This window comes from Sphaerochaeta sp. PS, assembly GCF_032144095.1.
GTDB lineage: Bacteria > Spirochaetota > Spirochaetia > Sphaerochaetales > Sphaerochaetaceae > Sphaerochaeta.
This window is the reverse complement of sequence record NZ_JAVSNJ010000008.1, coordinates 74037-96919: the sequence shown is the minus strand read 5'-3', so window position 1 is coordinate 96919 and position 22883 is coordinate 74037. Positions and strand designations below refer to the sequence as shown.

At 48.1% G+C, this 22883-nt stretch carries 22 protein-coding genes and 1 riboswitch; of the genes, 12 read left to right on the top strand and 10 right to left on the bottom strand.

Annotated features, from left to right (window positions below; all coding sequences use genetic code 11):
- From ROJ03_RS08675 to ROJ03_RS08635, 9 genes are all read right to left on the bottom strand, one after another.
- The coding region (locus tag ROJ03_RS08675; protein WP_313726633.1) for a hypothetical protein at nucleotides 1-220 on the bottom strand (220 nt) is incomplete at its 3' end.
- Nucleotides 221-282: 62 nt separating this feature from the next.
- A complete protein-coding gene (locus ROJ03_RS08670) occupies nucleotides 283-996 on the bottom strand; it encodes a TonB family protein (RefSeq protein ID WP_313726632.1) in 714 nt (237 codons plus the stop codon).
- Nucleotides 993-1346: a biopolymer transporter ExbD gene (locus ROJ03_RS08665; protein WP_313726631.1), complete on the bottom strand. Its 354-nt coding sequence runs from the start codon at nucleotides 1344-1346 to the stop codon at nucleotides 993-995. The genes ROJ03_RS08670 and ROJ03_RS08665 overlap by 4 nt, the downstream gene beginning before the upstream one ends.
- Nucleotides 1343-1693 carry a biopolymer transporter ExbD gene (locus ROJ03_RS08660; RefSeq protein WP_313726630.1) on the bottom strand — a complete coding sequence of 117 codons (351 nt, stop codon included), beginning with the start codon at nucleotides 1691-1693 and terminating at the stop codon, nucleotides 1343-1345. Before ROJ03_RS08660 ends, ROJ03_RS08665 begins: the two co-directional genes overlap by 4 nt.
- Complete coding sequence (locus ROJ03_RS08655) at nucleotides 1672-2088, bottom strand: MotA/TolQ/ExbB proton channel family protein (RefSeq protein WP_313726628.1); 417 nt, start codon at nucleotides 2086-2088, stop codon at nucleotides 1672-1674. The genes ROJ03_RS08660 and ROJ03_RS08655 overlap by 22 nt, the downstream gene beginning before the upstream one ends.
- 1 nt (nucleotide 2089) lies before the next feature.
- Nucleotides 2090-4009, bottom strand: coding sequence for a TonB-dependent receptor plug domain-containing protein (locus tag ROJ03_RS08650; RefSeq protein WP_313726627.1), 1920 nt, complete (start codon nucleotides 4007-4009; stop codon nucleotides 2090-2092).
- A gap of 86 nt (nucleotides 4010-4095) precedes the next feature.
- Nucleotides 4096-4267, bottom strand: a riboswitch (cobalamin riboswitch).
- Nucleotides 4268-4362: 95 nt separating this feature from the next.
- Nucleotides 4363-4887: a hypothetical protein gene (locus ROJ03_RS08645; RefSeq protein WP_313726626.1), complete on the bottom strand. Its 525-nt coding sequence runs from the start codon at nucleotides 4885-4887 to the stop codon at nucleotides 4363-4365.
- A 500-nt stretch (nucleotides 4888-5387) separates the two neighbouring features.
- Nucleotides 5388-5915, bottom strand: coding sequence for a hypothetical protein (locus ROJ03_RS08640; protein ID WP_313726625.1), 528 nt, complete (start codon nucleotides 5913-5915; stop codon nucleotides 5388-5390).
- A 629-nt stretch (nucleotides 5916-6544) separates the two neighbouring features.
- Nucleotides 6545-7078 (bottom strand): hypothetical protein, encoded by a 534-nt coding sequence (locus ROJ03_RS08635; RefSeq protein ID WP_313726624.1) that lies wholly within the window; start codon nucleotides 7076-7078, stop codon nucleotides 6545-6547.
- 586 nt (nucleotides 7079-7664) lie between these two features.
- Between ROJ03_RS08635 and ROJ03_RS08630 the strand changes: the two genes are divergently transcribed.
- The 7 genes from ROJ03_RS08630 to ROJ03_RS08600 all read left to right on the top strand — a co-directional run bounded on the left by ROJ03_RS08630 (nucleotide 7665) and on the right by ROJ03_RS08600 (nucleotide 15928).
- Nucleotides 7665-9002 (top strand): sugar ABC transporter substrate-binding protein, encoded by a 1338-nt coding sequence (locus ROJ03_RS08630; protein WP_313726623.1) that lies wholly within the window; start codon nucleotides 7665-7667, stop codon nucleotides 9000-9002.
- 125 nt (nucleotides 9003-9127) lie between these two features.
- Nucleotides 9128-10054 carry a sugar ABC transporter permease gene (locus ROJ03_RS08625; protein ID WP_313726622.1) on the top strand — a complete coding sequence of 309 codons (927 nt, stop codon included), beginning with the start codon at nucleotides 9128-9130 and terminating at the stop codon, nucleotides 10052-10054.
- Nucleotides 10054-10896 carry a carbohydrate ABC transporter permease gene (locus ROJ03_RS08620; protein ID WP_313726621.1) on the top strand — a complete coding sequence of 281 codons (843 nt, stop codon included), beginning with the start codon at nucleotides 10054-10056 and terminating at the stop codon, nucleotides 10894-10896. Before ROJ03_RS08625 ends, ROJ03_RS08620 begins: the two co-directional genes overlap by 1 nt.
- Before the next feature lie 10 nt (nucleotides 10897-10906).
- Nucleotides 10907-11632, top strand: coding sequence for a FadR/GntR family transcriptional regulator (locus tag ROJ03_RS08615; RefSeq protein WP_313726620.1), 726 nt, complete (start codon nucleotides 10907-10909; stop codon nucleotides 11630-11632).
- Nucleotides 11629-12873 (top strand): alpha-L-fucosidase, encoded by a 1245-nt coding sequence (locus ROJ03_RS08610; RefSeq protein ID WP_313726619.1) that lies wholly within the window; start codon nucleotides 11629-11631, stop codon nucleotides 12871-12873. Before ROJ03_RS08615 ends, ROJ03_RS08610 begins: the two co-directional genes overlap by 4 nt.
- A 28-nt stretch (nucleotides 12874-12901) precedes the next feature.
- Nucleotides 12902-14041, top strand: coding sequence for a PLP-dependent aspartate aminotransferase family protein (locus ROJ03_RS08605; protein ID WP_313726618.1), 1140 nt, complete (start codon nucleotides 12902-12904; stop codon nucleotides 14039-14041).
- Between the two features lie 75 nt (nucleotides 14042-14116).
- A complete protein-coding gene (locus ROJ03_RS08600; RefSeq protein ID WP_313726617.1) occupies nucleotides 14117-15928 on the top strand; it encodes a glycosyl hydrolase in 1812 nt (603 codons plus the stop codon).
- 689 nt (nucleotides 15929-16617) lie between these two features.
- On the opposite strand, the gene ROJ03_RS08595 is transcribed toward ROJ03_RS08600, so the two are convergent.
- Nucleotides 16618-17163, bottom strand: coding sequence for a hypothetical protein (locus ROJ03_RS08595; protein ID WP_313726616.1), 546 nt, complete (start codon nucleotides 17161-17163; stop codon nucleotides 16618-16620).
- 581 nt (nucleotides 17164-17744) lie between these two features.
- On the opposite strand from ROJ03_RS08595, the gene ROJ03_RS08590 reads away from it, so the two are divergent.
- The 5 genes from ROJ03_RS08590 to ROJ03_RS08570 all read left to right on the top strand — a co-directional run bounded on the left by ROJ03_RS08590 (nucleotide 17745) and on the right by ROJ03_RS08570 (nucleotide 22845).
- Nucleotides 17745-18908: an ABC transporter substrate-binding protein gene (locus tag ROJ03_RS08590; RefSeq protein WP_313726615.1), complete on the top strand. Its 1164-nt coding sequence runs from the start codon at nucleotides 17745-17747 to the stop codon at nucleotides 18906-18908.
- Between the two features lie 373 nt (nucleotides 18909-19281).
- Entirely contained in the window at nucleotides 19282-20163 is an 882-nt protein-coding gene (locus tag ROJ03_RS08585) for a branched-chain amino acid ABC transporter permease (protein ID WP_313726614.1), read from the top strand.
- A 2-nt stretch (nucleotides 20164-20165) separates the two neighbouring features.
- Entirely contained in the window at nucleotides 20166-21299 is a 1134-nt protein-coding gene (locus ROJ03_RS08580) for a branched-chain amino acid ABC transporter permease (protein ID WP_313726613.1), read from the top strand.
- Nucleotides 21296-22135 (top strand): ABC transporter ATP-binding protein, encoded by an 840-nt coding sequence (locus tag ROJ03_RS08575; protein WP_313726611.1) that lies wholly within the window; start codon nucleotides 21296-21298, stop codon nucleotides 22133-22135. Before ROJ03_RS08580 ends, ROJ03_RS08575 begins: the two co-directional genes overlap by 4 nt.
- Entirely contained in the window at nucleotides 22132-22845 is a 714-nt protein-coding gene (locus ROJ03_RS08570; protein WP_313726610.1) for an ABC transporter ATP-binding protein, read from the top strand. Before ROJ03_RS08575 ends, ROJ03_RS08570 begins: the two co-directional genes overlap by 4 nt.
- The last annotated feature ends 38 nt before the right edge of the window (nucleotides 22846-22883 follow it).

Genomic DNA, 22883 nt, shown 5'->3' with positions numbered 1-22883 from the left:
GTAATGCGCAGAAGCTGATTTTCCCATCCTTTTTTCTTGGTGCTAATTCATTTCCATTTCCTCTTCTGAGCTCTTCAATAATTTGTTGCCAGTCTTGGAATTCCTCCACCAAATTTTCAGTTGGTTTAGCATAATAATTGTCATGTACTGTTTTTTTATTTCGAATCGCATAATCCCGCAGGTTTTTCAAGATTGCAGCTTTTAATTTTGTGTTGTTCATGGTTGTCCTCCATGGCTCTCAGTATCAGGTGGAAGTTCTTATGTTGCAACGAAATTAATACTCTACTTCAAGGTAAACCGTACTGGATACCGTAAGGTCACCGGTACAGCCTTACCCCCCAGGATCGCTGGCTTGCCCTGCAACCCAACAAAGGCATGTACTGCAGCATCAGAAAGCCCATAGCCAGGATCTTCCTCCACCTCAATCCTCTCAACCATTCCAGAAGCGGAGATGAACAGGCGCAGTATCACCAAACCCTCTCTTCCTTGCCGCTTGGCAAGGGGAGGGTACTTGATCCTGGAAGCCAGGGTCGTCCTATCAAAGGTCGGGCCCTGGTCAGTGCTTGCCTCTTCATAATACCCGTCAACCAAAGAGAGGGTAGGCTCTGCTGAGAGGGCAGAGGCAGCAAGAGAGGGGTCTGAGAAGGAAGAATCAGACACCATTTGGTCGTCTGGTTCTAAACGAGTCTCCTCTTCAGGTTCTGCTGGTTTTAGTGTAGGTTCCTCTTCTTCTGGGAAAGAGGGTAGTGGTGAATCAATGGTTTCCGGCACAAGATCCTTCACTGGTTCATCGTTAGGTGTCTCAATAGCTTCTTCCTGCACAGGTGGTGGGAGTGAATCAAGAAGGGGTGGGGGACTATCGACAAGGGAGATGGTCGCCGCCGTTGCTTGGTTGGGCTGTTCCACCACAGGCCCTCTGTTGAGGGGGATGAGAAGGGCCGCCAGGGCTGAGGCTGTTACCAAAAGGGTTATGAGTGTGGTTTTGACGAGGTTCATCGGCTTTGCTCCACAACGCAGTGGAGGGTGGTCACACCCTTCTCCTTCAAGGCTTGTATGACTGGCTGGAGTATCTTGAAAGGGGTCTCCTTGTCGGCAAGGAGGGAGAACTCCTCGGCATGGGGAAGGTTAGAAAGAAGGATTGGGTTCCCTTCATAGAATAGCGAGCCATCGAGGCCTACCATAAGGATGTGTTTGGTTTCTTCTGTTGCAATAGAAGAATCGCTTGTCGCAGGATTGAGGGGTATGGGAAGGATGTGGGTGGAGATGGCCAGGATGAGGAAGAAGAGCAATAGCAGAAATGCTATGTCTGTCATGGCTGTAGGGGCAGTGGTTCGTTTCTTCCTCATGGTGCCATCTCCAAGGAGAGGCCTGCTATCTTTCTTTGTTCGGTGAGGGAGAGGATGTCGACCACCTGTTGCCAGGAGGTCTCACCTTCTACCTGGAGATGGAGGGTGGTGTTGTCCGAGAGCTTGGATGAGAACTCCAAGGGGCTAAAGGTTGTTCCCTCAAGTACCAAAGTCCCTTGTTGGGTAAGCAGGGCCTGTAAGGGAACGGTGTCTGTCTGGGCTACGTTACTTGCATTTGTGTGCAGGGATAAGCTCTGTGTGGTATTGATACCGGCTAGGAGCAGGAAGAAGATGATGAGGAGAAAGGCTATGTCACTGGGCTGGCCTAGGTCTCGTCTTTTTCGCATAGGGCTCCTGCAGCCATATCAAGGAGAAAGCCCAGTATGGTTGCAACAATGGAGATGATGAGGCCGAAGGCTGTAGTGAAGAGGGCTTCATAGAGGCCTGAGGCTACCACCTGCAGTTGCACTGAGGCTGCTTCCGATACTGACTTGAAGGCGTTGATCATCCCTGTCACGGTTCCCAGGAACCCCAACACAGGGCTGATCATGGCAACGAGGTCGAGTACGGAGAGAGGGGCTTCCAGCTTCTTGAGAGGAAGCCTCTCTCCGCTTTTCCAAAGCAGCAGGAAGGTGATGGTCCTCTCCAGTGCAATGATCACCGTTATGACCAAGAGGGCGTAGAGCGGCCACATGACCGCTCCCCCCCTTTGCATAAGTGAATAGAGGGTTTCTTTCTGCATACTAGAACTTCAGGTTTCCGCCAAGGCGGATCTTGGCACCTGGCATCGGATAGCCACCTACTAGCTCATAAGAGGCATTGAGCAGGTTGTCTACTGCAACATAGACCTTCAGGTCATCGGTAACCTGGGCATTTACGCTGAGGTTGAGGACGACGATCTGCTTGGAGGAAGTGGAGCTCGTTTTCCCAAGATACTCTCCGCTAAGTACAGCATCGAAGATGGTGTAGGCAAAGGATGCTGAGGCTTTTGCTGTATGCTTCCGGACGCTACTTACCTCGATGTCATCAGAGAAGCTATTGGTCCCTGAAAGATCATAGCTCTTGTTGTAGAGGTAGCTGGCTGAGAGGGCAACCATCTCATTCAGCTCGAGGGTAACTGCCTGCTCGGTTCCCAGGTAGACACTGTGTGCTATGTTGTTCGGGGTATTTGCAGTATAATCATAAATAATTGCATTATAAATATTTCTCCCAAAAACCGTGCCTTCGTAGGAAAGAGGGCTAAGTTTCGTGCTGAAGCCAAACTCGCCCTGCACACCCTTTTCAGTTTTTAAATTGCTATTACCACTATACCCATATGAGTCCAGTTGCCAATATAGGTCGCTAAAATTTGGTGGATTCTCGGCATAGCTGATGTTTGCCTTCAAAACAGTATCCTGGCCAAGATTGTAGATAGCTCCAAGGGATGCATTGGGAGAAAGTGCTTCCCTGTCACTGAGGTAGGCTAGGTTTGCACTTGGATGGAGAGAGAGGACCCCTTCAAGCAGGTAGAGGTTTGCATGGGCGTAGATGGCAGGGTTGAATCGGAACTCCTTTCCGACATTGGTGCTGTCTACATAATCGAAGGCAAAGTCAGTTCCTGTGACAATGTTATAGGCATCCCCAAGCTTCCAGGTTCCTTCAACCATGACATTCCCTTTGTTCTTGTTATGGGTGCTGTCAGTTGCGTCATCATCATGAAAGAAGGTTTGTCCGTACCTATAATTGAATTCAGTTTTCACATCTGTCAGAGTTTCACCAATATGGGAAAAGGAGACTGTGTTATTCGTGCTGATGAGTATGTTGTTCATATAATCATCAGGAGACAAGTAGGTTGGATACATACCAGGAGTCCCGAGGTGTTGATAGTTGGCAAGGGTATTGGAAGAGACCTCAATATTCTCTCCAATGGCCCTGCTTGCGTTGATGCCCCCATTTACTGAGTAGACCTGGGCATTCTCCCTAAGGGCCTTTACAGAGGTTCCATTGTCATAGGTATAGGCATTCTGGGCTACAAGACCCCCTACATTGGCGGCAAGGTTTGTTCCCTTAAGGGTATTTGCATATGTTACATCGATCTTCTGGCTATCGACGAAGGAGAGCCAGTTTCTGTCATCGGAAGAACCATAGGCTTCAGGAAGGAAGGAGCCGTTCTCAACGGTGACAGAGAAGGGCTTGGTTGTTGCTTCGCCTCTCTTGGTGATGATGTTTATCATGCCCCCGATGGCATTGGTCCTTCCTAGGTTGCCTGTGCCGCTCTTGATGACTTCTATGCGTTCAATGGTGCTGACGGGTATAATGGAAAGGTCTACGGTCCCTTCATGGGCTGAGGTGAGTAGGACGCCATCGAGGAAGATGAGGCTCTTGGAGGAACTTGCCCCACGAATGACGACTGTCTGTGCAGCACCCAATGCACCATAGGAGTTGAAGTTTGTCCCTATCGCCTTGTTTACGAGCTCTGCAGTCGTTTGTACATTGTATGCCTCGATCTGGGCTCTGGTGATGGTAGAGACAGAAGAGGAGTTGTTTGTTTCAGCCTGTGATAGTGCTACGTCTGATATGACGAGTTCATAGGCTGTTCCGATGTCGGTGGTTGTTTGTGTTGCTGCAAGGAGGGTAGAGAGGGCAAGCAATACGACCAGGGAGAAGATTCCGCGCTTCTTCATGAAGGGCCTCCAAAAGAAAGGATGTGCTTTTTCTTCGTGGAGGTAGGATATGCCTAGACCTATAGTATGGGGCTGTCTCTCGTACCACGAAGAATTTCAATCTGGAAACGTCTCCTGGCTTACGATTCTTCTTACTGACAGGCCTTCTCATCCTGGAGGACAATGGCGTTATCTGTGTTCATCATCGATTACAGTGGCGGGACCGTCGGGGAATCACACCCCGTTCCGTTTTTCCAGATCCAGCAACTCTCATGCTAGTGTAAGAGCGTGAGGTTGGTCAATGGACAAAGCAGGAGCCTCCGGTTGGAGGCTCCTGAGAAAAGGTAATCGCTTGCACGCGGATTCAATAAATATTAGGTAGCATTGAAGGAAAAGGTTACAGTGCCTGCATAATCTCCTGCTACAGCTGCATTGAAGGTATCGGCATCGACACTGAGGGTGATGGCCTCGGAATTGCCTGTGAGGACATCGAGAGTCCCTATGTCGACGATGGTTACCGGCTCGATCACAGCAGCACCATTGGTTGTTATGCTGCCGGTTCCACAGCCAACGGTATAGTCAATATAGGTGGTGGAACTGCCTTGGGTACTGCTCATGGCAGTAGCGGTCATGGTTACTTCATAGCCTGTTCGGTTATTGCAGAGGGTGGTCATGTATGCGTTGAAGATCTGGTTTCCACTGGTTGATATGCCAAGGGTGTCAAATGACCCTGAATTGGTATAGGCCGTGACTGTGTTTGCAGCAATGGCAGCTGAAGAAACTTTCATATATCCGATGAGGGTGATGCCGGTGGTTACAGTAAAGGAGTCCTCCACGGCAAAGAGGGATGTTGATGCTATAAGTAAGAGTAGAAGTGTTGCTAGTAGAGTCCTTCTCATATGTATTCCTTACGATGTCCACTCTGGTGCAAGAGTTTGATTTCTGTTCACTTTTCCTGTGTACGCCTGTATGATAGGGGGTAATTCAACTTATGTCAATACTTGTGTAAATGTTTTATAATTTGGTAACTACATTAGAGAAGAAAATATTAATTGTATATAATAGAAATATATATAAAATATTTTTTATAGCTTACCTGTGACAAGACACGATATCCTGCAAAAGATGATACAGGTAGTAGAGAAATCCTTTGCTCTATCATTACTGTATTTTGGCATATGGAGATGGTAGTTCTGACACATCCCGAAAAAGAGTGTTTGTTGTCATTGTTGTAGAGGTTCCTGAAAAAGGAGGGACTCCGGGGCGGAGTGTAGCAACTCTGCAGAAAATTCCGCTGTTGGTTTAGTAAAATGTGGGATAGTTCTCGTGGGAAAAAACAAGCAAGAGGCCTCCTGGGAGGCCTCTCTCTACAGAAAAGAGTGCATGGGTATTGCTTGTGTTACGTGGCGGTGAAGGTAAAGGTCACGGTCCCTGTATAGGACCCCGATGCTGCTGCATCGTAGGTTGTTGGGTCGATGGTGAGGGTAATGGCTTTCGAGCTTGCTGTGAGCGAGGAGAGTGTTGTCACTGTGAGGACATCCACCGGGCCAAGGGCGGTTGCTCCAGAAGGTACCAGTTGCACACCATTGCAGTTGACTGTGTATTTGATATAGGTGATGGGTGTCCCTGGACTGGTCATAGCAGATGCAGACATGGTTACTTTGTAGCCAGTTCGCTTGTTGGAAAGGGTGGTAAGGTAGGCAACGGTGCCCTTGGCACCACTGCCTGTTACGCCATAGTTGGTAAAGTTGCTCAAGCCGTTATATGCGGAAAGAGTATTGTTGGTCCCAATGCTAGCAGTCGTGATTTTCATCAGCCCGATCTCAGCTACAGTGGTGGTGACAGTAAAGTTATCAGTGGTTGCAGCAAAGCTATTGGTTGAAGCTAGGAGCAGTAGTAAGAGGGTTGCAAGTAGTATCTTCTTCATGCTGTATTCCTTTAGGGGCAAAGTTCCTGTGCAAGATTTCTTTTGTGCTCTTCCTTTAAGCACATCTATAATTTACAGGCTAGTGAGACTTATGTCAATGGTAAAAATATATAGAAGTGGAAATTAGTAAATATACTTCTAGAAAAAATACTAATTCTATATATTATAATAAAAAGAATTCTTATAAGTATTTCTATACCTATGACAAGTGTGCGGGATATGTTTTGTAGGTTTGTACTTACAATTATATGATATTAGTAGTATTTGAATTATATAATGGATATATCTCTATATAAGACATAAGTTTCCCTTTTTATATACTCCAATGTGCTTGTTTTGGAGGTAGCATTTGGTATTGGATCGAAGCTCTCGTATTTGAGAGAGGTTCAAGGGAAGCTGTGCAATAGAAAGAAGGCATACCAGGGATTTCTATGCCAAATCTTCTGTGACGGTGGATGGCCTGGAAGCATTTCTCTTTGACTGGGTTTGAGGAGGATTGCCATCCTTTACTACAGGAAAAGAGAAATTGCACGGCTCAGCACAGGTAAGAGGAGAATACTGATGAAGCCATAACACAAAGCAGAGGCCTCCGATCAGGAGGCCTGGCTGCATAGTATGGATCCAGCTTGTCAGTTCGCTGTGTATATGAAGGTTACGGTACCGGTATAGGAGCCTGAGAGGGCTTTGTCGAAGTCGGTCTGGATTACGGTAAGGGAGATCTTGTTGGAGGTTTTCGTTACAAGAGAAAGGGAGGGGTAGGTCAGTATTGGGGATGTTGCCGTCACTTCTGCTGCGTCGTTTGTGGTAACCGATTTGGAGTTGCAGGTGACAGTGTAGTTGATGAAGGCGTCTGCCTGTCCTGCGATCGAGCTCTTCATGGCTGTTGCTTTCATGGTTACCTTGAATCCTGCACGGTTGTTGGAGAGGGTAGAGAGCCATGCATTGAAGGTCTGGGCTCCACCGCCGGAGATTGCAAGGGTGGTGAAGGGCACGAGGGCCTCAAAGGCTGCTACTGTTGTTCCGGTGAATTGGGTTGTTGAGATGGTCATGAGGTCTACGTTGGCTACAACGGTTGTGACGTTGAAGTTGTCGGAGACTGCTGCGAACAGTCCGGTTGAAGAAAGAAGTACAATGAGTAGTGCTGTAATGAGGGTTTTCTTCATGGGGTATTCCTGGGGAGAAGCTCAAGCTTCTGTACAAGTCGTTGTACTTTTTCCCTAAGTACAGTGGTAGGATATAGTGTAGTGAGACTTATGTCAATACTAATAAATAAAATCCAGAATAAATTAAGAAAAATATATAATAAATTAGTAAATATTTGTTTTATAAAGAATTAACCATAAAATACATTTTAGCTACTTATGACATGTGAAGAAGTATTTATGATACTATGAACAATATTGAGTTTGGTTGAGTATTTTATAGCTAATAGTATTAGTCAGATTAGGTAACTTATGCTATAGGTTGTGGTAAGAGGGGAAGGCGTGGGGGTGGAGGTTTTTTTAACTGATCAGTAGTTGAGGAAAAGAAGAGATACCTTCTGGTGGGGTTTGGTGAGACTTGGGATTTTTCTTATTGACAGTTCGACAAATTATGCTATTCTACAAGTGTAATGGTTCTTCTTTAGAACCATTTTATGAGAATAGTTTCTGTTTTTACTCCAAAATCTTATAAAATTGGTTCTTTTTTAGACCAAATAGATGAAGTTTGTCACTTGAGTTGAGCTAATACCCAAAGGAGGGTTATGTAATGAGGAAAAAAGGTTTGTTATTGGTGGTTGCATTGTTGGCAATCATGACGATTCTGCCTGCTGCAGGATCACAAGAGAAGTCAACAAAACCGTTGCGCTTCATCGACGTGTCTCCCAGTCCGACCCGACAGGAGTACTTTACCACTACGTTTGCAAAGTTCAAGCAAGAAACAGGACTTGATGTTGTCTACGAAAGTGTCCCTTGGGATGATGCTGCAAACAAACTGACTGTTTTGGGTGCCTCCAATCAGCTTCCTGACGTAATGACCACTTGGGCCGGTTGGCTTGGGCAGTTTACCGAGGCGGGATGGGTTGAACCTTTGAATAGTTACATTGGCAATAGTGCTGATGAATATGCGAAGACCGTTACCCAGCTGGTTTGGAAGGCTGAAAAGGAACTCTATGGTAATATCTATACCATTCCTGATGGCATGATGGTCAAGGGTGTATTTGTAAGAAAGGATTGGGCCAAGGAAGTTGGCTTGAACCTTGATCCTACCAAGGGTTGGACATATGCAGAGTACTTTGATGCTGTCTACAAACTGACCGATCCATCAAAGAATCGCTATGGTACCTCTTTCCGTGGATCCCGTGGAGCTTTTGATCCTTTGTTTGTATATCTTGAAAGTTTCAATGGAGGTTCTGCCTACGCTGCTGATGGTTCAACCTTGATGGCTGACCAGGAGGCGATTGATGCATACAAGAAGTGGAATGGCCTCTATCTTGATGGGACAGCACCTAAGGATGCCATCAACTGGGGATTCGTCGAAATGGTAGGCAATTTTACCGGCGGCCTTACCGGTACCTTGATCAACGACTCAGAGGTTGCTGCAACCTGCCTTGAGAACATGAAGCCTGAGCAATGGATGGTCATGCCCATGCCAAAGAGTGATAAGGATGGGAAAATCTACAATACCGTAAATTCACCCTATGCATATTCCATTGCAAGTTCTTCCAAGAACAAGGCGAATGCCTGGAAATTGATTGAGTTCCTGACAAGACCAGACAATAATATTGAGTACTGCAAACTGACAGGTCTTATCCCTATCAAGACAGCAGTCGGTAATGACCCGTTCTACGGCCCCAATGGTCCCTATGCAGCTTTTGTCCAGCAATTGAACGACCCTGCTATGGTTGTCCCTGTAGCCTTCGGACCCTTCAATTTCACCGATATGCACCAAGGCATGATGCACGAAGAGATGCAAAAGTATCTTTTGGGCAAGCAGAGTGCAAAAGTCTCCTTGGCCAATGTGGTCTATGAACTTGAGAAACGAATGAAGGCATATTTGGCAGAAAATCCAGGCTCGGCTGTTGAGCAGCCCAAGGGTTTGTTCTGATCGGATTCAGATGAATAGTACTGCAGGGCTCTGCCCTGCAGTATCTCTCAAAAAGGAATAAAAGCATGGCAATGGTATTTCTATACTTGGTCCTTCTTGCAATTCTGTGTGGATTGGGGATATGGATGATCAACAAACACACCAGAGGCGGGAGGGTGTGTTTCTCTCCTAGCACAAAGAGAAGGGCTGAACCCTATCTGTTTCTCTTTCCGACCATGCTTTTGCTTGTATTGATGTTTGGCTATCCGTTGATCAACAGCTTTGTGATGGCTTTTCAAAACTACAAGTTGACGGCTCCAACCAAAATTGCATTCAATGGTCTGGCTAACTTCAAGAAACTCTTTTCCGAAACGGATATCTGGCTCATCATCCAGAACTCATTTCTCTATGTACTATTCTCTGTAGCTGGACAGTTCTTGCTTGGCCTGACCCTTGCCATGGCACTGAACAAGAGGTTTCCTTTTCGAGGTCTCTATCAGGCGATCATATTCCTGCCTTGGTCCTTTTCAGCCTTTGTCATCGGCCTCATGCACCGTTGGTCTTTCAACGGAGAGTATGGTGTAGTCAATGACCTTCTTTTGAAGTTTTCGGTAATTACCGAGAAGATTGCATGGTTGGGTACCCCCGGGTACTCCCTGGCGGTTGTTATCTTTGCAATGATCTGGATGGGGATTCCCTTTTTTGCCATCATGATCCTTGCTGCACTCCAGTCAATACCTGCCGAGATGTATGAGGCTGCGGCCATCGACGGTTGTGGTGTCATACGGAAATTCTTTCAGATCACCTTTCCCTATATCAAGCCTACGGTAATCGTAACTGTTCTGTTGCGTACCATCTGGATATTCAACTCCTTCGACCTTATTGTTGTCATCACCAATGGAGGGCCTGCGAACTACTCACAGACCTTGCCTTCATACATGTATACCAAAGCGTTCTCAAGTTATGACTTTGGGCTTGCCTCAGCTTTGGGTGTAGTCCTTATGGTGGTGCTCGTGCTCTATGTTGCCCTTTTCCTCAAGACGACGAAGTACAACAAAGCGGGGAACTTCTAATGAACTACAGAATAAAACGCCATTTGGGAAACCTCGGCAGAACCTTGATACTCACGTTCTTTCTCCTGTTGGTTGTAATGCCCATCTATTGGATGGCTATAACCTCGTTCAAGACTAACACTGAAATTATCAATGCACAGGAAGTCACCTACTATCCTCATGAATTCACCACTGATAACTACAGCCAGCTATTCAGGCTGTATGATTACAAGGGTATGCTTTTCAACAGCCTTATCGTGTCGATCTCAACAGGGCTTAGCATTACCATGTTATCAATATTTGGGGGCTATGGGCTTGCCCGGTATGCGTTCAGGGGTAAGGATTCCATGCTCCTTTTTTTCCTGATCACCCAGATGATCCCAGGGATATTGGTCATCATTCCACTCTATGTGATATTCTCCAAGCTTGGGTTGATCAACACCCGACTCAGTTTGTTCTTTTTCTATCTCATCTCCAATCTTCCCTTCTGCGTCATTACCATGCGCAGTTTCTTTGAACGAATTCCTTACAGCCTTGAAGAGGCAGCATATGTCGATGGCTGTTCGAAGATGGGGACCTTGTGGAAGATCATCCTGCCAGTCATGTTTCCTGGAATTGTGGCAGTATTTGTCTTCGCCTTCATCGGAGCATGGAATGAGTTGATAGCCGGTACCATTTTCATCAATACTTCAGACCTCTGGACAGTTCCTGTAGGATTGAAGTCCCTCATCGGCAAATATGATGTAAAATGGGGCGTCTTGATGGCAGGTGGCATGGGGGCCTTGTTACCGACTGCGATTATGTTTGCATTCATGCAGAAATTCGTTGTTGAAGGCCTTACAGCCGGGGCTGTCAAAGGGTAGGGGAAGTATGGTGACGCAAAATGAAATACAGCCGATCGAACCGATCGGAAAACGACTGCTGCATGAGAAGGTATCTGATGCCCTTCTCAGCTATATCTATAGGAATGGACTGAAACCTGGGGATAAGCTCCCTGGGGAAAGGCAGCTCGCACTTGAACTGACAGTGGGAAGGAACTCGGTCCGCCAAGGGCTTTGCCAGCTTGAAGAGGATGGTATTGTCGAAAGGATGGTAGGCAAAGGAGCCTTTCTTCGGAAAGAGGTTTCTGCCGATTCGATCCAGCTCAAGCTGTTGAGGGTCAACTACAAGGATTTGTTGGAGATAAAGATCAATCTGGAGCAACTGGCAATCAGAAGGGCCATAGACATAGCTACCGATGAACAGATCAGGGAATTGAAGGGCTTTGCCACAAAGCTATGTGACCTTGCTGCCAAAGGCCAATTCTCCATTGACCTCGATAGGGAGTTCCATACTGCTCTGTTGGGGTGTGGAGGCAGCCCCACCCTTTCCCAGCTTGTCCTCTCCCTTGTTGATTCGCTGAACAGCTATTCCAAGACTTGGGGTGATGTCTCGAATGTCTGGGTAAGGACGATTCCCTACCATATGGATATTGCAGTAGCACTTGAGCAACGGCAGCTTTCGTTTGCCTTGGCTGCTAGCGAATACATATTCCAGCATGACCTCCAGGTACTCAATGAACTTACTGATATACACAGGTATCAAGAGAGAAAAAAATGAAAAATGAAATGGCAAAGTGGTGGGATGATGGCAAGTTTGGCCTGTTCATTCACTGGGGGCTCTATTCGCTGCTAGGTGGTGAGTATAAGGGGAGAAAGACTGACAATATTGCTGAATGGATCATGCATGACCTTGATATCGCGCCAGAAGAGTATCGCCAGCTTGCCTCTTCCTTCAACCCTACTGTTTTCGACGCTGAGGCAATAGTCAGACTGGCAAAACAGGCCGGGATGAAATATGTCGTTCTGACGAGCAAGCACCATGAAGGCTTTGCCTTGTACGATTCACAAGCGAGCTCCTATACGTCGGTGCAAGCGACTCCTTATGGCAAGGATGTGGTTGCACAGCTACAAAAGGCCTGTGAGAAATATGGTTTGGTGTTTGGCCTCTACTACTCCCAAGCCCAGGACTGGGACGACCCCAATGCATGTAGGGATGGCTTCAGTGAGGAGGGAAGGGATTTTTCTTCCTATCTGACCAAGAAGTGCATTCCTCAGATTACGGAGCTGCTTACTGGGTATGGGCCCATCGGGTTGCTCTGGCTCGATACCCCCATGTATATGACCTACGAGCAGTCAAGGACCCTGCACACCCTCATCAAGAAGCTCCAGCCGAATTGTCTCATCAGTGGGAGGATCGGTCACGGTCTTGGCGACTATATGACTACAGGGGACAACTTCATCCCAGCCCTGCCGTATCCCAGGCCCTTTGAAGTGCCTGCAACCATCAACAGTACGTGGGGCTACAATAGATCCGATACAGGGTGGAAGAGTGCTTCAAAGATTCTCCGGTCCTTGGTAAAGGTCGTCAGCAGGGGTGGAAATTATCTTTTGAACATCGGACCCCGTGGTGATGGTTCTGTGCCTGAGCAGAGTATTTCCGTCCTAAAGGAAGTAGGCCTCTTTATGGAAAAGAATGGAGAGAGCATCTATGGGACTCGTGCCCTTCCGCTCTACCCGTATGATATTGGCTGGGGCTACTTTACTTCCAAGAAAGGAAAGCTCTATATCCATGTCTTTGAGGATAAGACAGAGGCCTATCTGCTAAATATTGCAAACAAACCTCTTCGGTGTTATCGCCTCAGTGATGGTTTGCCTCTGACCCTGAAGGAGAGGACAACCTGCGAAGGCGACAGCAGCTGGCTTATCAAGCTTCCTCCAAGGGAGGCGGGTGTGATCGATGAGGTCATCTGTGTTGAAATTGAAGGGGACGATGTAGTTTTTGAACCTATCAAGGGATAATACGTTTATTGTAAACAAGGAAATATATATGAACAATGCTGCCAATATTGTCACTGATGATGCCTATGAGTTTCTCTCTGTAGAACGGCCAGTTGCTGCTCCCCTCTACCAGACTTCCCTTTTTACCTACCCAAGTGTTGATGCACTAAGGCAGGGTATCAAGGATGAATCATTGACCCATCTCTACTCACGGGGCAACAACCCCACTGTGGAGCAGGTAGAGGATCGTATCGCAGCCCTGGAAGGGGGAGAGCAGGCAAAACTCTTCTCTGCAGGTGTTTCTGCCATTGCAAGCAGTATCCTCAGTTGCGTCAAGCAAAACGACCATATCGTCTGCAGCAACGACTCGTATGTCTGGGCACAGTACATCAGCAGCACCTATCTTTCTAGGTTCGGGGTCTCTGTTACGTTTGTCGATGCTACCGATCTTGAGGCAGTGGAAAAGGCGATCCAGAAGAATACCAAGGTATTGTATCTAGAGAGCCCGGGGTCGATGCAACTTCGGGTGCAGAACCTTCCCAGGCTTGCCGCTTTGGCCAAGGCCTATAAGCTGACTTCGATAGTTGACAACACCTGGGCTACGCCCCTGTACCAGAACCCCCTGGCAATGGGGATCGATCTGGTGGTCCACTCTGCCTCCAAATATCTTGGGGGCCACAGTGATGTGATAGGGGGTGTGGTAGTTGGCAGCAAGGCTTTGGTAGGACGTATTTTCAAGACTGAATTCCTCCCCATTGGCCATGTTCCCGATCCATTCCAGGCGTGGTTGATCCAGCGTGGCATGAGGACCTTGCATGTCAGGCTTCCTTTCCATTATGCCTCGGCTCTGAAGGTGTGTGATTACCTCTATGACTCGAACAAGATAGCAAAGGTGAACTACCCGATGCATCCCAAGAGCCCCTGGTACTCCTTGGCAAGTGAGCAGATGACAGGTGGCAGTGGATTGCTTTCCTTGGAGGTGAAATCCAAGGATGTGCAAAAGATCGAGGAAGCCGTCGACCGCCTGAAGATGTTCAGGATCGGGGTAAGCTGGGGTGGCTATGAGAGTCTGGTGTTCCCAACCTTGGTGAGCAGTCCCAACAATCCCTCCCTTATACGCTTGCATATAGGCCTTGAGGATCCAAAAAGCCTTATATCTGATCTGGACCAGGCATTTTCAGTCTTGTAGAAAGCATCTGAGATGGTTGGACAAGGACAAGTGTAGAGCAAAACCAGAAATACTAGACAGAAGAGGACATGATTCATGCTTATCAATAATCATCCGATGTTGGCCACCAGCAAGCCTTATGCTCGCTGGTGGTGGTTCAGTGGGGCCATTGCGTATGGCCAGATAGACGAACAGCTTTCTTGGTTTTCAAGCCATGGGTTCGGTGGTGTTGAGATAGCTTGGGTCTATCCATATGAAGGAAAGAGGGGAGAAGGGCCGAAATTTCTCGATGAGGAGTTTCAGGCTCTTCTTCACTATACCCAGGAGGGGTGTAGTGAGAGAGGTCTTGGTTGTGATTTGACCTTTGGAACTCTCTGGCCTTTTAATGGAACCTTTATCCCTAAGGAGTATTCCAGCAAGACGTTCGATGGTTATTCAACTCAAACAGTCGATCGCAGTTGGGAGGCCGGGAATACACAAACACCGGCAAAGGTACTCGACCATCTCAGTAAAGATGCACTGCACTGGTATGCAGAGCATCTGTTAAGCCATGGGTTTGGTGAGGCATCAAAGAACAGCTCGCTGTCATTCTTCTGCGATTCCTGGGAGGTTGAGCCCGATGGGCTCTTCTATGATGGTCTCTTTGATGATTTTGAAAAGAGGTTTGGGTATTCGCTTGAGAACAATATAATACAACCACCTGCCAATGCTGATATTCGTTTTGATTATCGCACCATCATCTCTGATAGGGTCCTCTCTGATTTCTATAAGCCGTATGCAAGCATGTGCAACAAGGCAGGAGCTCTGTCGAGGGTACAATGTCATGGTGCACCCACCGATGTTTTGGCTGCCTACGCTTTGGTCGATATTCCTGAATCGGAGACGTTGCTCTTTGACCCGGATTTTTCCTTGCTTGCAGCCTCTGCTGCTGCATTCCATGACAAGCCTATTGTTTCGAGTGAGACTTTCTCTTGCATCTATGGGTGGGTTCCAACTCCCCATACCCCTCCAGGGCTAGCTGATGAGCAAATACGTGATCTTAGGTGTGTAGCCGATGCTCAGTTCGCATGGGGGGTGAATAGGGTGGTGTGGCATGGTAAGCCGTTCAGTACAAAGGGGGACCCTAAGAAATTCTATGCTTCAGTTCACCTTGGTGCTGATGGAAGGTTGGAGAAGGATCTGAACGAGTTCAATGCGTATTTGGAAACAGTGAGTGACTATATGAGCCGGGGTGAGACTTACTCCAGGCTTGCTGTCTATTTTCCCCTGGAAGATCAATGGATGAAAGACAGGCTTCCTGAAGAACTTAGGAAGCCCAGCAGTAATTTCTATTGGGAACTGCAGGAAGTACATATGGATGAGGAGCTTCTGAAGTATAGGCCCTTGTGGTTTTCCAAGGAGTGGTTGCAGGATCTGGTATATGAAGAGCCGTTCTTCAGGTATAGGAACAGAAGGTTTGAGGCCATTCTTGTTGATTCAGAGTGGATGGTTCTAGATTCCTTGAGAGCAATAGCAAGGCTAAGAAGACAAGGGGCCCCAGTTATCTTCAGGAGATGGCCAAAAGAGCCAGGGGTTGTCAAGCATGAAGAGTATCAGGGCCTGTTAGACGAACTAAAACAACAGGAAGAGATTAAGCTCACAAGCATTAGGCCTATCTTGGAGTCAGAGCAGCCTCTTGATTACTGGTGCAGGAAAGATGGGGATGATTACTACTTGTTCATTGCACATCCAAGGATGAGGAAGCTTAGGTATCCGTTGGAGTATGGGTATGGTGAGAGGGTGGAAGAGTTAACAGTTAAAGCTAAGTTTTATGGGGGGAAGGAAGAGACTGATTTGAAGCTAGAGTTTAAAGAGAGGGGAAGTTTGGTGGTGAGGATGAGGGGAGAGGTGACAAGAGGTGGTGAATAGTTTTGAAGACTAACCTTAATATGTTTATGAACACTTACTCTAATGCCGTTGTTTTGCTTCAAAGCAGCATAAGAGAATTGGTGCTGAGGCATAAAGAAGAACTAGAGCTTTTGTAAGTCCTAGTCTTTGTGGAAGTATTGGATTTGCTTCCAGGTATCTTATTATTCAGAAACCCCTCTGGGATGCCCCACAAGCCCCTTTTCGTGGAACCTGGGGAAATTGTACCTGAGCCCTCGGTTCATACTGGGGCATCAGCGTCTTCTGGCTCATAGGGCAGATCTGTTGGCTTATTCGATCTACAAGTGTGTTGCTCCTCACTGTGATTTGATTGATGGGGGGAGAGAAAGCAAAAAAGAACCCACAACGTATGCTGTGGATTCTTTGGATTTGCTACACGGTACCTACTCTCCCCAAACCGTCTCTGGGATGCCCCACAAGACCCTTTATCTGGAACCTGTGGAAGTTGTACCTGGTACCGTTAGTTACAAGAAAGTGTCTACTATAACGTACTCATAGCAAAGGCTGGCCATTTCTGGCCAACCCTGTGTTGTGGATTTATTGGAAATCCTTCCTGGTACCTCGAATCCTCAAATCACTCTCTCAGTGCCCTAATTTAGCACTTTTTGTGGAAAATGTGGTAGTTGTGGTAGTTGTACCTGGTACCGCTAATTCCGTTATTAATTTATTAATTATACTGCTGTAATATTAAAGTAGATTAGACCTACATAATTACCAGCACCAGCACTATCAAAGTCATTTGTAACTATTGCAACTGAAATTGCCTTACTCGCAATATTTACCCCATTATTAACATCACCTGTTACACTTAAGGCTTCTGTGAAAGTGGTAGAACCTGCAACAGAAGAAGTAGAAAGAGCTTCAACACCCACTGCATCTCCACAAGTAACAGTATAACCAATTTCAGTTTTAATTCCTTCTGCTGCTAATTTACCAGCTTTAAGACCAATTGAGTAAGCAGTTGTAGAGTTGTTTGCAACTGTCAGATATGCTGCTCCGTCCAATGTGCTTGTCCTATCTACACCTAAAGTTGTTCTTGTAAGAAGTGCAGTAAATTTAGAAAAGTCATTAACATCACCAGCATCAATTGGTGTTCGCGTTACCTTGAATTCATTAAGTGTAGCTACTGTAGTAGTTAGTTGCAATGTCTTATCAGCAGCAAACAGTCCAACACCAGCGAGTACGAGTACTAATAGAATAGCGATTGTTTTTTTCATTTTGTTTTTCCTTTTAGAAGCCCTTTTGCTTCTGTGCAAGCGATTTCTTTATGTGTGCCCTCTTTCCTGAGCACATCTGTATAATACGAGCTAAAGAGACTTATGTCAATACTAAAAATTAAAAAAACAAATAAAAATGAAATATTTATATAAAATATAGGTAAATTGTTGTTTGGTAAGTATTTAGACATAAAAATAGTTTTTTTGACTTGTGACAACAGGATTGCTATATGGGTGGGAAGTAAGGACTAAGTGACTTTTTATCATTTTTGTTCACAGAGTGGTTTCTCTGCGTTTAGGCGAGTTCCGTTAGAAGTAGTGTATAAGCGCTGTATGCCTCTGCTTGATAGTGCAAGAATATGCAGATTTTGGGGTTTCTCCTATCTTATTATATATAGGGGATGACGGAATATCTATTTTTGTATCGTCTGTCGCGTTTTGATAAGCATGTGTATTTCTGGTATGTACTTGTCACTAATGGTGTTTTCTCTGCCTTTTTATGGGCTTTTTTACTATTTCACTTGTATCAAAGGGATTCCGTGCGCAATAATGATTGCATCTATTGTAATTGGAGGGCTTGTATGAAGAAACTGACTGTTAGCTTGTTGGTGATACTTCTTTTGGGATCGGTACTCTTTGCTGCTGGAACCAGTGAGACCAAGAGTAGCGTAAAAGAGGTGGTAATTGGCGTATTCGAACCCCTTACCGGTGAAAACGGTGGTGGTGGATACCAGGAAGCCTTGGGCATCAGATATGCCAACGAAGTGTACCCCACTGTTAAAATCAACGGTGAGACCTACAAAGTTCGCCTTGTGGAAGCCGACAACAAGAGCGACAAGACCGAAGCCGTAACTGCTGCACAGAGCCTGCTCTCCAGTGGTGCCTCTGTCATCATCGGTTCCTATGGTTCAGGCGTATCCATTGCAGCTGGAGACATCTTCCTCGACAACAAGATCCCAGCCATCGGTGCATCATGCACCAACCCCCAGGTAACCCAGGGCAACGACTACTACTTCCGCGTATGCTTCCTCGATCCCTTCCAGGGAACCGTCATGGCCAACTTTGCATGGCAGGAAGGAGCCAAGAAGGCTGCTGTCATCACCCAGCTTGGCGATGACTACTCCTCAGGTCTTGGAAACTTCTTCAGCAAGGCCTTCAAAGACCTTGGAGGAAATGTGGTCAGCGAACAGCGCTTCCAGACCAACACCACAGACTTCAAGTCCATCCTCACCAACATCAAGGCCGCGGCCCCCGATGTAATCTTTGCCCCATCATCCATTGCCACCGCCCCTCTTATCATCAAGCAGGCCCGTGAACTTGGCATGACCGCCAAGATCATGGCTGGCGACACATGGGAAAACTCCTCCATCATCGAAAATGCTGGAAAGAGTGCAGAAGGCGTAGTGCTCTCCACATTCTTTGACGATGCAGACCCTGCCACCGCAGAAGCTGCCAAGTTCATCCAGGGCTTCAAGCCATATCTGGTGAAGAACAACCAGCCTGAGATCATCCCAGCTGTTTCCGCTCTTGGCTACGATGCCTACATCACAGCCCTGAAGGCTATCGAAAAAGCAAACTCCACCAAGGGTTCTGCCATCCGTGATGCACTTGCCAGCGTAGCTGTCGAAGGCGTAACCGGAAAGATCACCTTCAATGCCAATGGCGATGCCGACAAGGACATGGCTTTCATCAAGGTCGTCAAGGACGGCCAGTTCAAGTTCCTGAAGACCGTAAGCATCATGTAATCCACTGCTCTAGGACCTGTCGGGATGGGCAACCATCCCGACATCCCTTGTTTTGGAGCCATGCCCTTTTTTTGAAACGTTTGGCTTTATGTTTATTGTAGTGTTGCTGTTCTTTGTCTTTGATCGTCAGCATGGTGTTGGGCTTCTTTTTTTACCCTTCCCTTCTGTATTCTTGCTTTGATTTGACCGTCCCAAGCATGTTCTTGCTTTTCTGCATCAAATTGCTGGTATACTGGTAATCCCTCAACTCTTGGTTTATTGGATCTGTTCTTTCTGTTTTTTTGTTTGGTTTCAGCCTTTGTCCCTAACCCCATTGATACACGAACCGTTCTCCCCTGTTGAGGACACCTGGTTCGGATATGGAGAATCTTTGATGAGTATGACAACCATCCTGCAGCACTGCCTGACAGGTATCTCCCTAGGAGGAGCCTACGCCCTTATCGCCATCGGCTACACGCTGGTGTACGGCATCCTCCGTCTGATCAACTTCGCCCATGGCGATATCTTCATGATGGCGGGCTATTTCATGATCTTCGCCCTTGCCAGCTTCCCCTGGCCTGTGGCCATCATCATTACCCTGGTTGTCACCACGGTAATGGGAATTGGCATAGAGAAGTTTGCCTACAAGCCTCTGAGGAATGCCCCACGCATGTCCATCATGATAAGTGCCATCGGTGTCTCATATCTTTTGCAGAACGTCTCCACCTACTTCTTTACTGCAATCCCCCGTGGGTATCCTGAACTACCGTACCTGAAGAGGATCTTCCAGATAGGGGAGTTGAGTGCTTCGTTCGTAACCATCCTTACCCCCATCCTTACCATCGTCCTGGTGGTCATCCTCATGATCCTGGTCAACAAGACCAAGACCGGTATGGCGATGAGGGCCGTAAGCAAGGACTTTGAGACTGCCAAGCTGATGGGCATCAACATCAACCGCATCGTCTCCGTTACCTTTGCCATAGGCTCCCTGCTTGCAGGCATCGGCTCCATCCTCTACTTTACCGACCGCATGTCGGTTACCCCCTTCTCAGGGACCTTGCCAGGGCTGAAGTGTTTCGTCGCGGCCGTCTTCGGCGGCATCGGAAACATTCCCGGCGCTGTGGTAGGAGGCTTCTTCATCGGCATCGTGGAGACCCTTCTCGTAGCCCTTGGCTACTCGACCTTCTCCGATGCCTTCACCTTCTTCTTGTTGATCGTAATGTTGCTCGTCAGACCTACCGGCCTGTTTGGCGAAAAGAATGTGGAGAAAGTATAGCAATGAAAATGAAACGAAATACCCTACTTACCACCATAACCCTCGCCTTGCTTGTCGTCTTCCTCTACTGGCTGAGCGCCAACCGCATGCAGCACGGCATGCTGGTGTCGGTCTTGCAGAAGGGAGTCATCCTTGCCCTGGTCGCAGTCTCCATGAACCTGCTCAACGGCTTTACAGGACTGTTCAGCCTGGGACAGGCTGGCTTCATGTCCATCGGTGCCTATACCACGGCAATCCTCATCATCCCGGTGAAGAGCCTCGATGGTGTATACTATATGAATGGGGTACACCCAGCCATCCGGGTCCTGAAGATGATGGTCGCCGATTCCCCTGCCTTTGTGCAGAGCGTCTTTCCCTTTGTAGCCTTGCTGCTCGGAGGCCTGCTTGCAGCCCTCATCGCAGCCTTTGTGGGTGTGGCGGTCCTGAGGCTGAAGAGCGACTACCTGGCCATAGCAACGCTGGGGTTGTCGGAGATCGTCCGGGCCATCTTCTCCTCCCCCCAGTTTGACCAGATAACCAACGGCTCCTACGGCCTGAACAAGATCCCTACCTTCCCCGTGATGGCATGGGGCCTCATCCCATCGCTGGTGACACCATTTATTGTGGTGGGCCTCTGTGTTGGCTTTATCCTCCTGCTCATCAACTCCTCCTACGGAAGGGCCTTCAAGGCCATCCGTGAGGATGAGATCGCAGCAGAGGCGATGGGCATAAACCTCTTCAAGCACAAGTCGATGAGCTTTGTGGTGAGCTCCTTCTTCTCGGCCATCGCCGGAGGGCTTCTGGCTATGTACATGCGCTCCATTGAAGCCAAGACCTTCTCCATCTCCATGACCTACGACATCCTGCTCATTGTGGTCATCGGGGGCATCGGCAGTGTTTCTGGAAGCATCCTCAGTGCCTTCCTCGTGACGGCAGCAAAGGAGTGGTGGCTGCGCTTCTTCGACCAGCCTCTCTTCTTCGGAACCTGGCAGGTACCTCTTTTCAGGACCGGCTTCAGGATGGTGATCTTCTCCATCCTTCTCATGGTGGTAGTCCTTGTCTACCGCAAGGGCCTTATGGGTAGCGAGGAGTTCAGCTGGGACCGCATCATAGGACGCTTCAAACGTACCAAGAAGAGTGAAGGGGGTGCCAGATGAGTACCATCCTTTTGAAGACCGAACATATAACCATGCAGTTTGGCGGTGTCGTCGCAGTCGATGACCTCAACATAGAGATTCCTGAAGGCAAGATCACCGCCCTCATCGGGCCCAACGGGGCCGGCAAGACCACAGCCTTCAACGTCATAACCGGCGGCTACCAGGCTACCAACGGCCGGGTCATCTTCGACGGCCAGGTCATCGGGGAGAACTACCCCCGATCCAAGATGAAGAAGATCTACAACGGGACCTACAAGACATTGAACGAGCACCAGGTCGTCAACACACCTGACAAGATCACCCGCCTGGGCATGGCAAGGACCTTCCAGAACATTCGCCTGTTCAAGGACCTGACCGTATTCGAGAATGTCCTCATTGCCAAGCACTGCCATATCAAGGCAGGGATGCTCACTTCCACCTTCAAGCTCAATGCGGCTGAAGAGCTGCTGATGAACCAGGAGGCCGACAGGCTGCTGCTTACGGTAGGGCTGGGCGAGCACCGTGACGAGAAGGCCTCCTCCCTTCCCTATGGCAAGCAGAGAAGGCTTGAGATAGCGAGGGCTCTGGCCACAGGGCCCAAGCTCCTCCTGCTTGACGAACCTGCTGCCGGCATGAACCCCAAGGAGACGGAGGAACTCGCTCTCTTCATACAGGAGATCAAGGAGTCCTTCTCGCTGACCATATTCCTCATCGAGCACCATATGAACCTGGTCATGGACATCTCGGACAAGATCTATGTGCTCGACTATGGCAAGACCATTGCACAGGGAACCGCAAAAGAGGTTCAGAACGATCCTGCCGTCATCAGGGCATATTTGGGAGTTGAAGAAGCATGAGTCTATTGGAAATACGCGATCTGAAAGTCTGTTATGGCGGTATCGTTGCCCTCAATGGCATCTCCTTTGATGTCCAGGAGCACGAGATCGTCACCCTTATCGGTGCCAATGGCGCCGGTAAGTCGACCACCTTGCGCTCCATCATGGGCCTTGTTCCCCTTACCAGTGGGACCATCTTCTACGATGGGGTGAAGATCAACGGTATGGATACCCGCAAGATCGTGGAGATGGGCCTGGTCCTGGTTCCGGAAGGCAGGAGGGTATTCCCCAACCTGACCGTCCTTGAGAACCTGAAGATCGGCGGCTACCTCCAGGACGGGAAGAGGGAACAGCAGGCCCTGGAGCATGTCTATGAGCTCTTTCCCCGTCTGCTGGAAAGGCACTGGCAATCGGCAGGGACCCTCTCGGGAGGGGAACAGCAGATGCTGGCAGTGGGGCGCGCCCTCATGGCCAATCCCAAGGTCATCATGATGGACGAGCCCTCCTTGGGCCTAGCTCCCCTGGTGGTGAAGGACATCTTCTCCATCATCAGGAAGATCAACGAGGAAGGGGTTACCGTCCTGCTCATCGAGCAGAACGCCAACGTTGCCCTCAAGACAGCCCACCAGGGCTATGTCATGGAGACTGGGAACATCACCCTCTCAGGCCCTGGCAAGGCCCTGTTGGAGAATGAGGAGATCAAGGTAGCATATCTGGGTAAGACACGATAGAAAGACCAGGAAGGCCGTTGATAGAACAGACCAGTGTA

Excerpts from the sequence above, each read along its gene's own strand:
- ROJ03_RS08670 (WP_313726632.1), bottom strand. The coding sequence starts at position 996 with ATGAACCTCGTCAAAACCACACTCATAACCCTTTTGGTAACAGCCTCA.
- ROJ03_RS08665 (WP_313726631.1), bottom strand. The coding sequence starts at position 1,346 with ATGAGGAAGAAACGAACCACTGCCCCTACAGCCATGACAGACATAGCA.
- ROJ03_RS08660 (WP_313726630.1), bottom strand. The coding sequence starts at position 1,693 with ATGCGAAAAAGACGAGACCTAGGCCAGCCCAGTGACATAGCCTTTCTC.
- ROJ03_RS08655 (WP_313726628.1), bottom strand. The coding sequence starts at position 2,088 with ATGCAGAAAGAAACCCTCTATTCACTTATGCAAAGGGGGGGAGCGGTC.
- ROJ03_RS08650 (WP_313726627.1), bottom strand. The coding sequence starts at position 4,009 with ATGAAGAAGCGCGGAATCTTCTCCCTGGTCGTATTGCTTGCCCTCTCT.
- ROJ03_RS08645 (WP_313726626.1), bottom strand. The coding sequence starts at position 4,887 with ATGAGAAGGACTCTACTAGCAACACTTCTACTCTTACTTATAGCATCA.
- ROJ03_RS08640 (WP_313726625.1), bottom strand. The coding sequence starts at position 5,915 with ATGAAGAAGATACTACTTGCAACCCTCTTACTACTGCTCCTAGCTTCA.
- ROJ03_RS08635 (WP_313726624.1), bottom strand. The coding sequence starts at position 7,078 with ATGAAGAAAACCCTCATTACAGCACTACTCATTGTACTTCTTTCTTCA.
- ROJ03_RS08630 (WP_313726623.1), top strand. The coding sequence starts at position 7,665 with ATGAGGAAAAAAGGTTTGTTATTGGTGGTTGCATTGTTGGCAATCATG.
- ROJ03_RS08625 (WP_313726622.1), top strand. The coding sequence starts at position 9,128 with ATGATCAACAAACACACCAGAGGCGGGAGGGTGTGTTTCTCTCCTAGC.
- ROJ03_RS08620 (WP_313726621.1), top strand. The coding sequence starts at position 10,054 with ATGAACTACAGAATAAAACGCCATTTGGGAAACCTCGGCAGAACCTTG.
- ROJ03_RS08610 (WP_313726619.1), top strand. The coding sequence starts at position 11,629 with ATGAAAAATGAAATGGCAAAGTGGTGGGATGATGGCAAGTTTGGCCTG.
- ROJ03_RS08605 (WP_313726618.1), top strand. The coding sequence starts at position 12,902 with ATGAACAATGCTGCCAATATTGTCACTGATGATGCCTATGAGTTTCTC.
- ROJ03_RS08600 (WP_313726617.1), top strand. The coding sequence starts at position 14,117 with ATGCTTATCAATAATCATCCGATGTTGGCCACCAGCAAGCCTTATGCT.
- ROJ03_RS08595 (WP_313726616.1), bottom strand. The coding sequence starts at position 17,163 with ATGAAAAAAACAATCGCTATTCTATTAGTACTCGTACTCGCTGGTGTT.
- ROJ03_RS08590 (WP_313726615.1), top strand. The coding sequence starts at position 17,745 with ATGAAGAAACTGACTGTTAGCTTGTTGGTGATACTTCTTTTGGGATCG.
- ROJ03_RS08585 (WP_313726614.1), top strand. The coding sequence starts at position 19,282 with ATGAGTATGACAACCATCCTGCAGCACTGCCTGACAGGTATCTCCCTA.
- ROJ03_RS08580 (WP_313726613.1), top strand. The coding sequence starts at position 20,166 with ATGAAAATGAAACGAAATACCCTACTTACCACCATAACCCTCGCCTTG.
- ROJ03_RS08575 (WP_313726611.1), top strand. The coding sequence starts at position 21,296 with ATGAGTACCATCCTTTTGAAGACCGAACATATAACCATGCAGTTTGGC.
- ROJ03_RS08570 (WP_313726610.1), top strand. The coding sequence starts at position 22,132 with ATGAGTCTATTGGAAATACGCGATCTGAAAGTCTGTTATGGCGGTATC.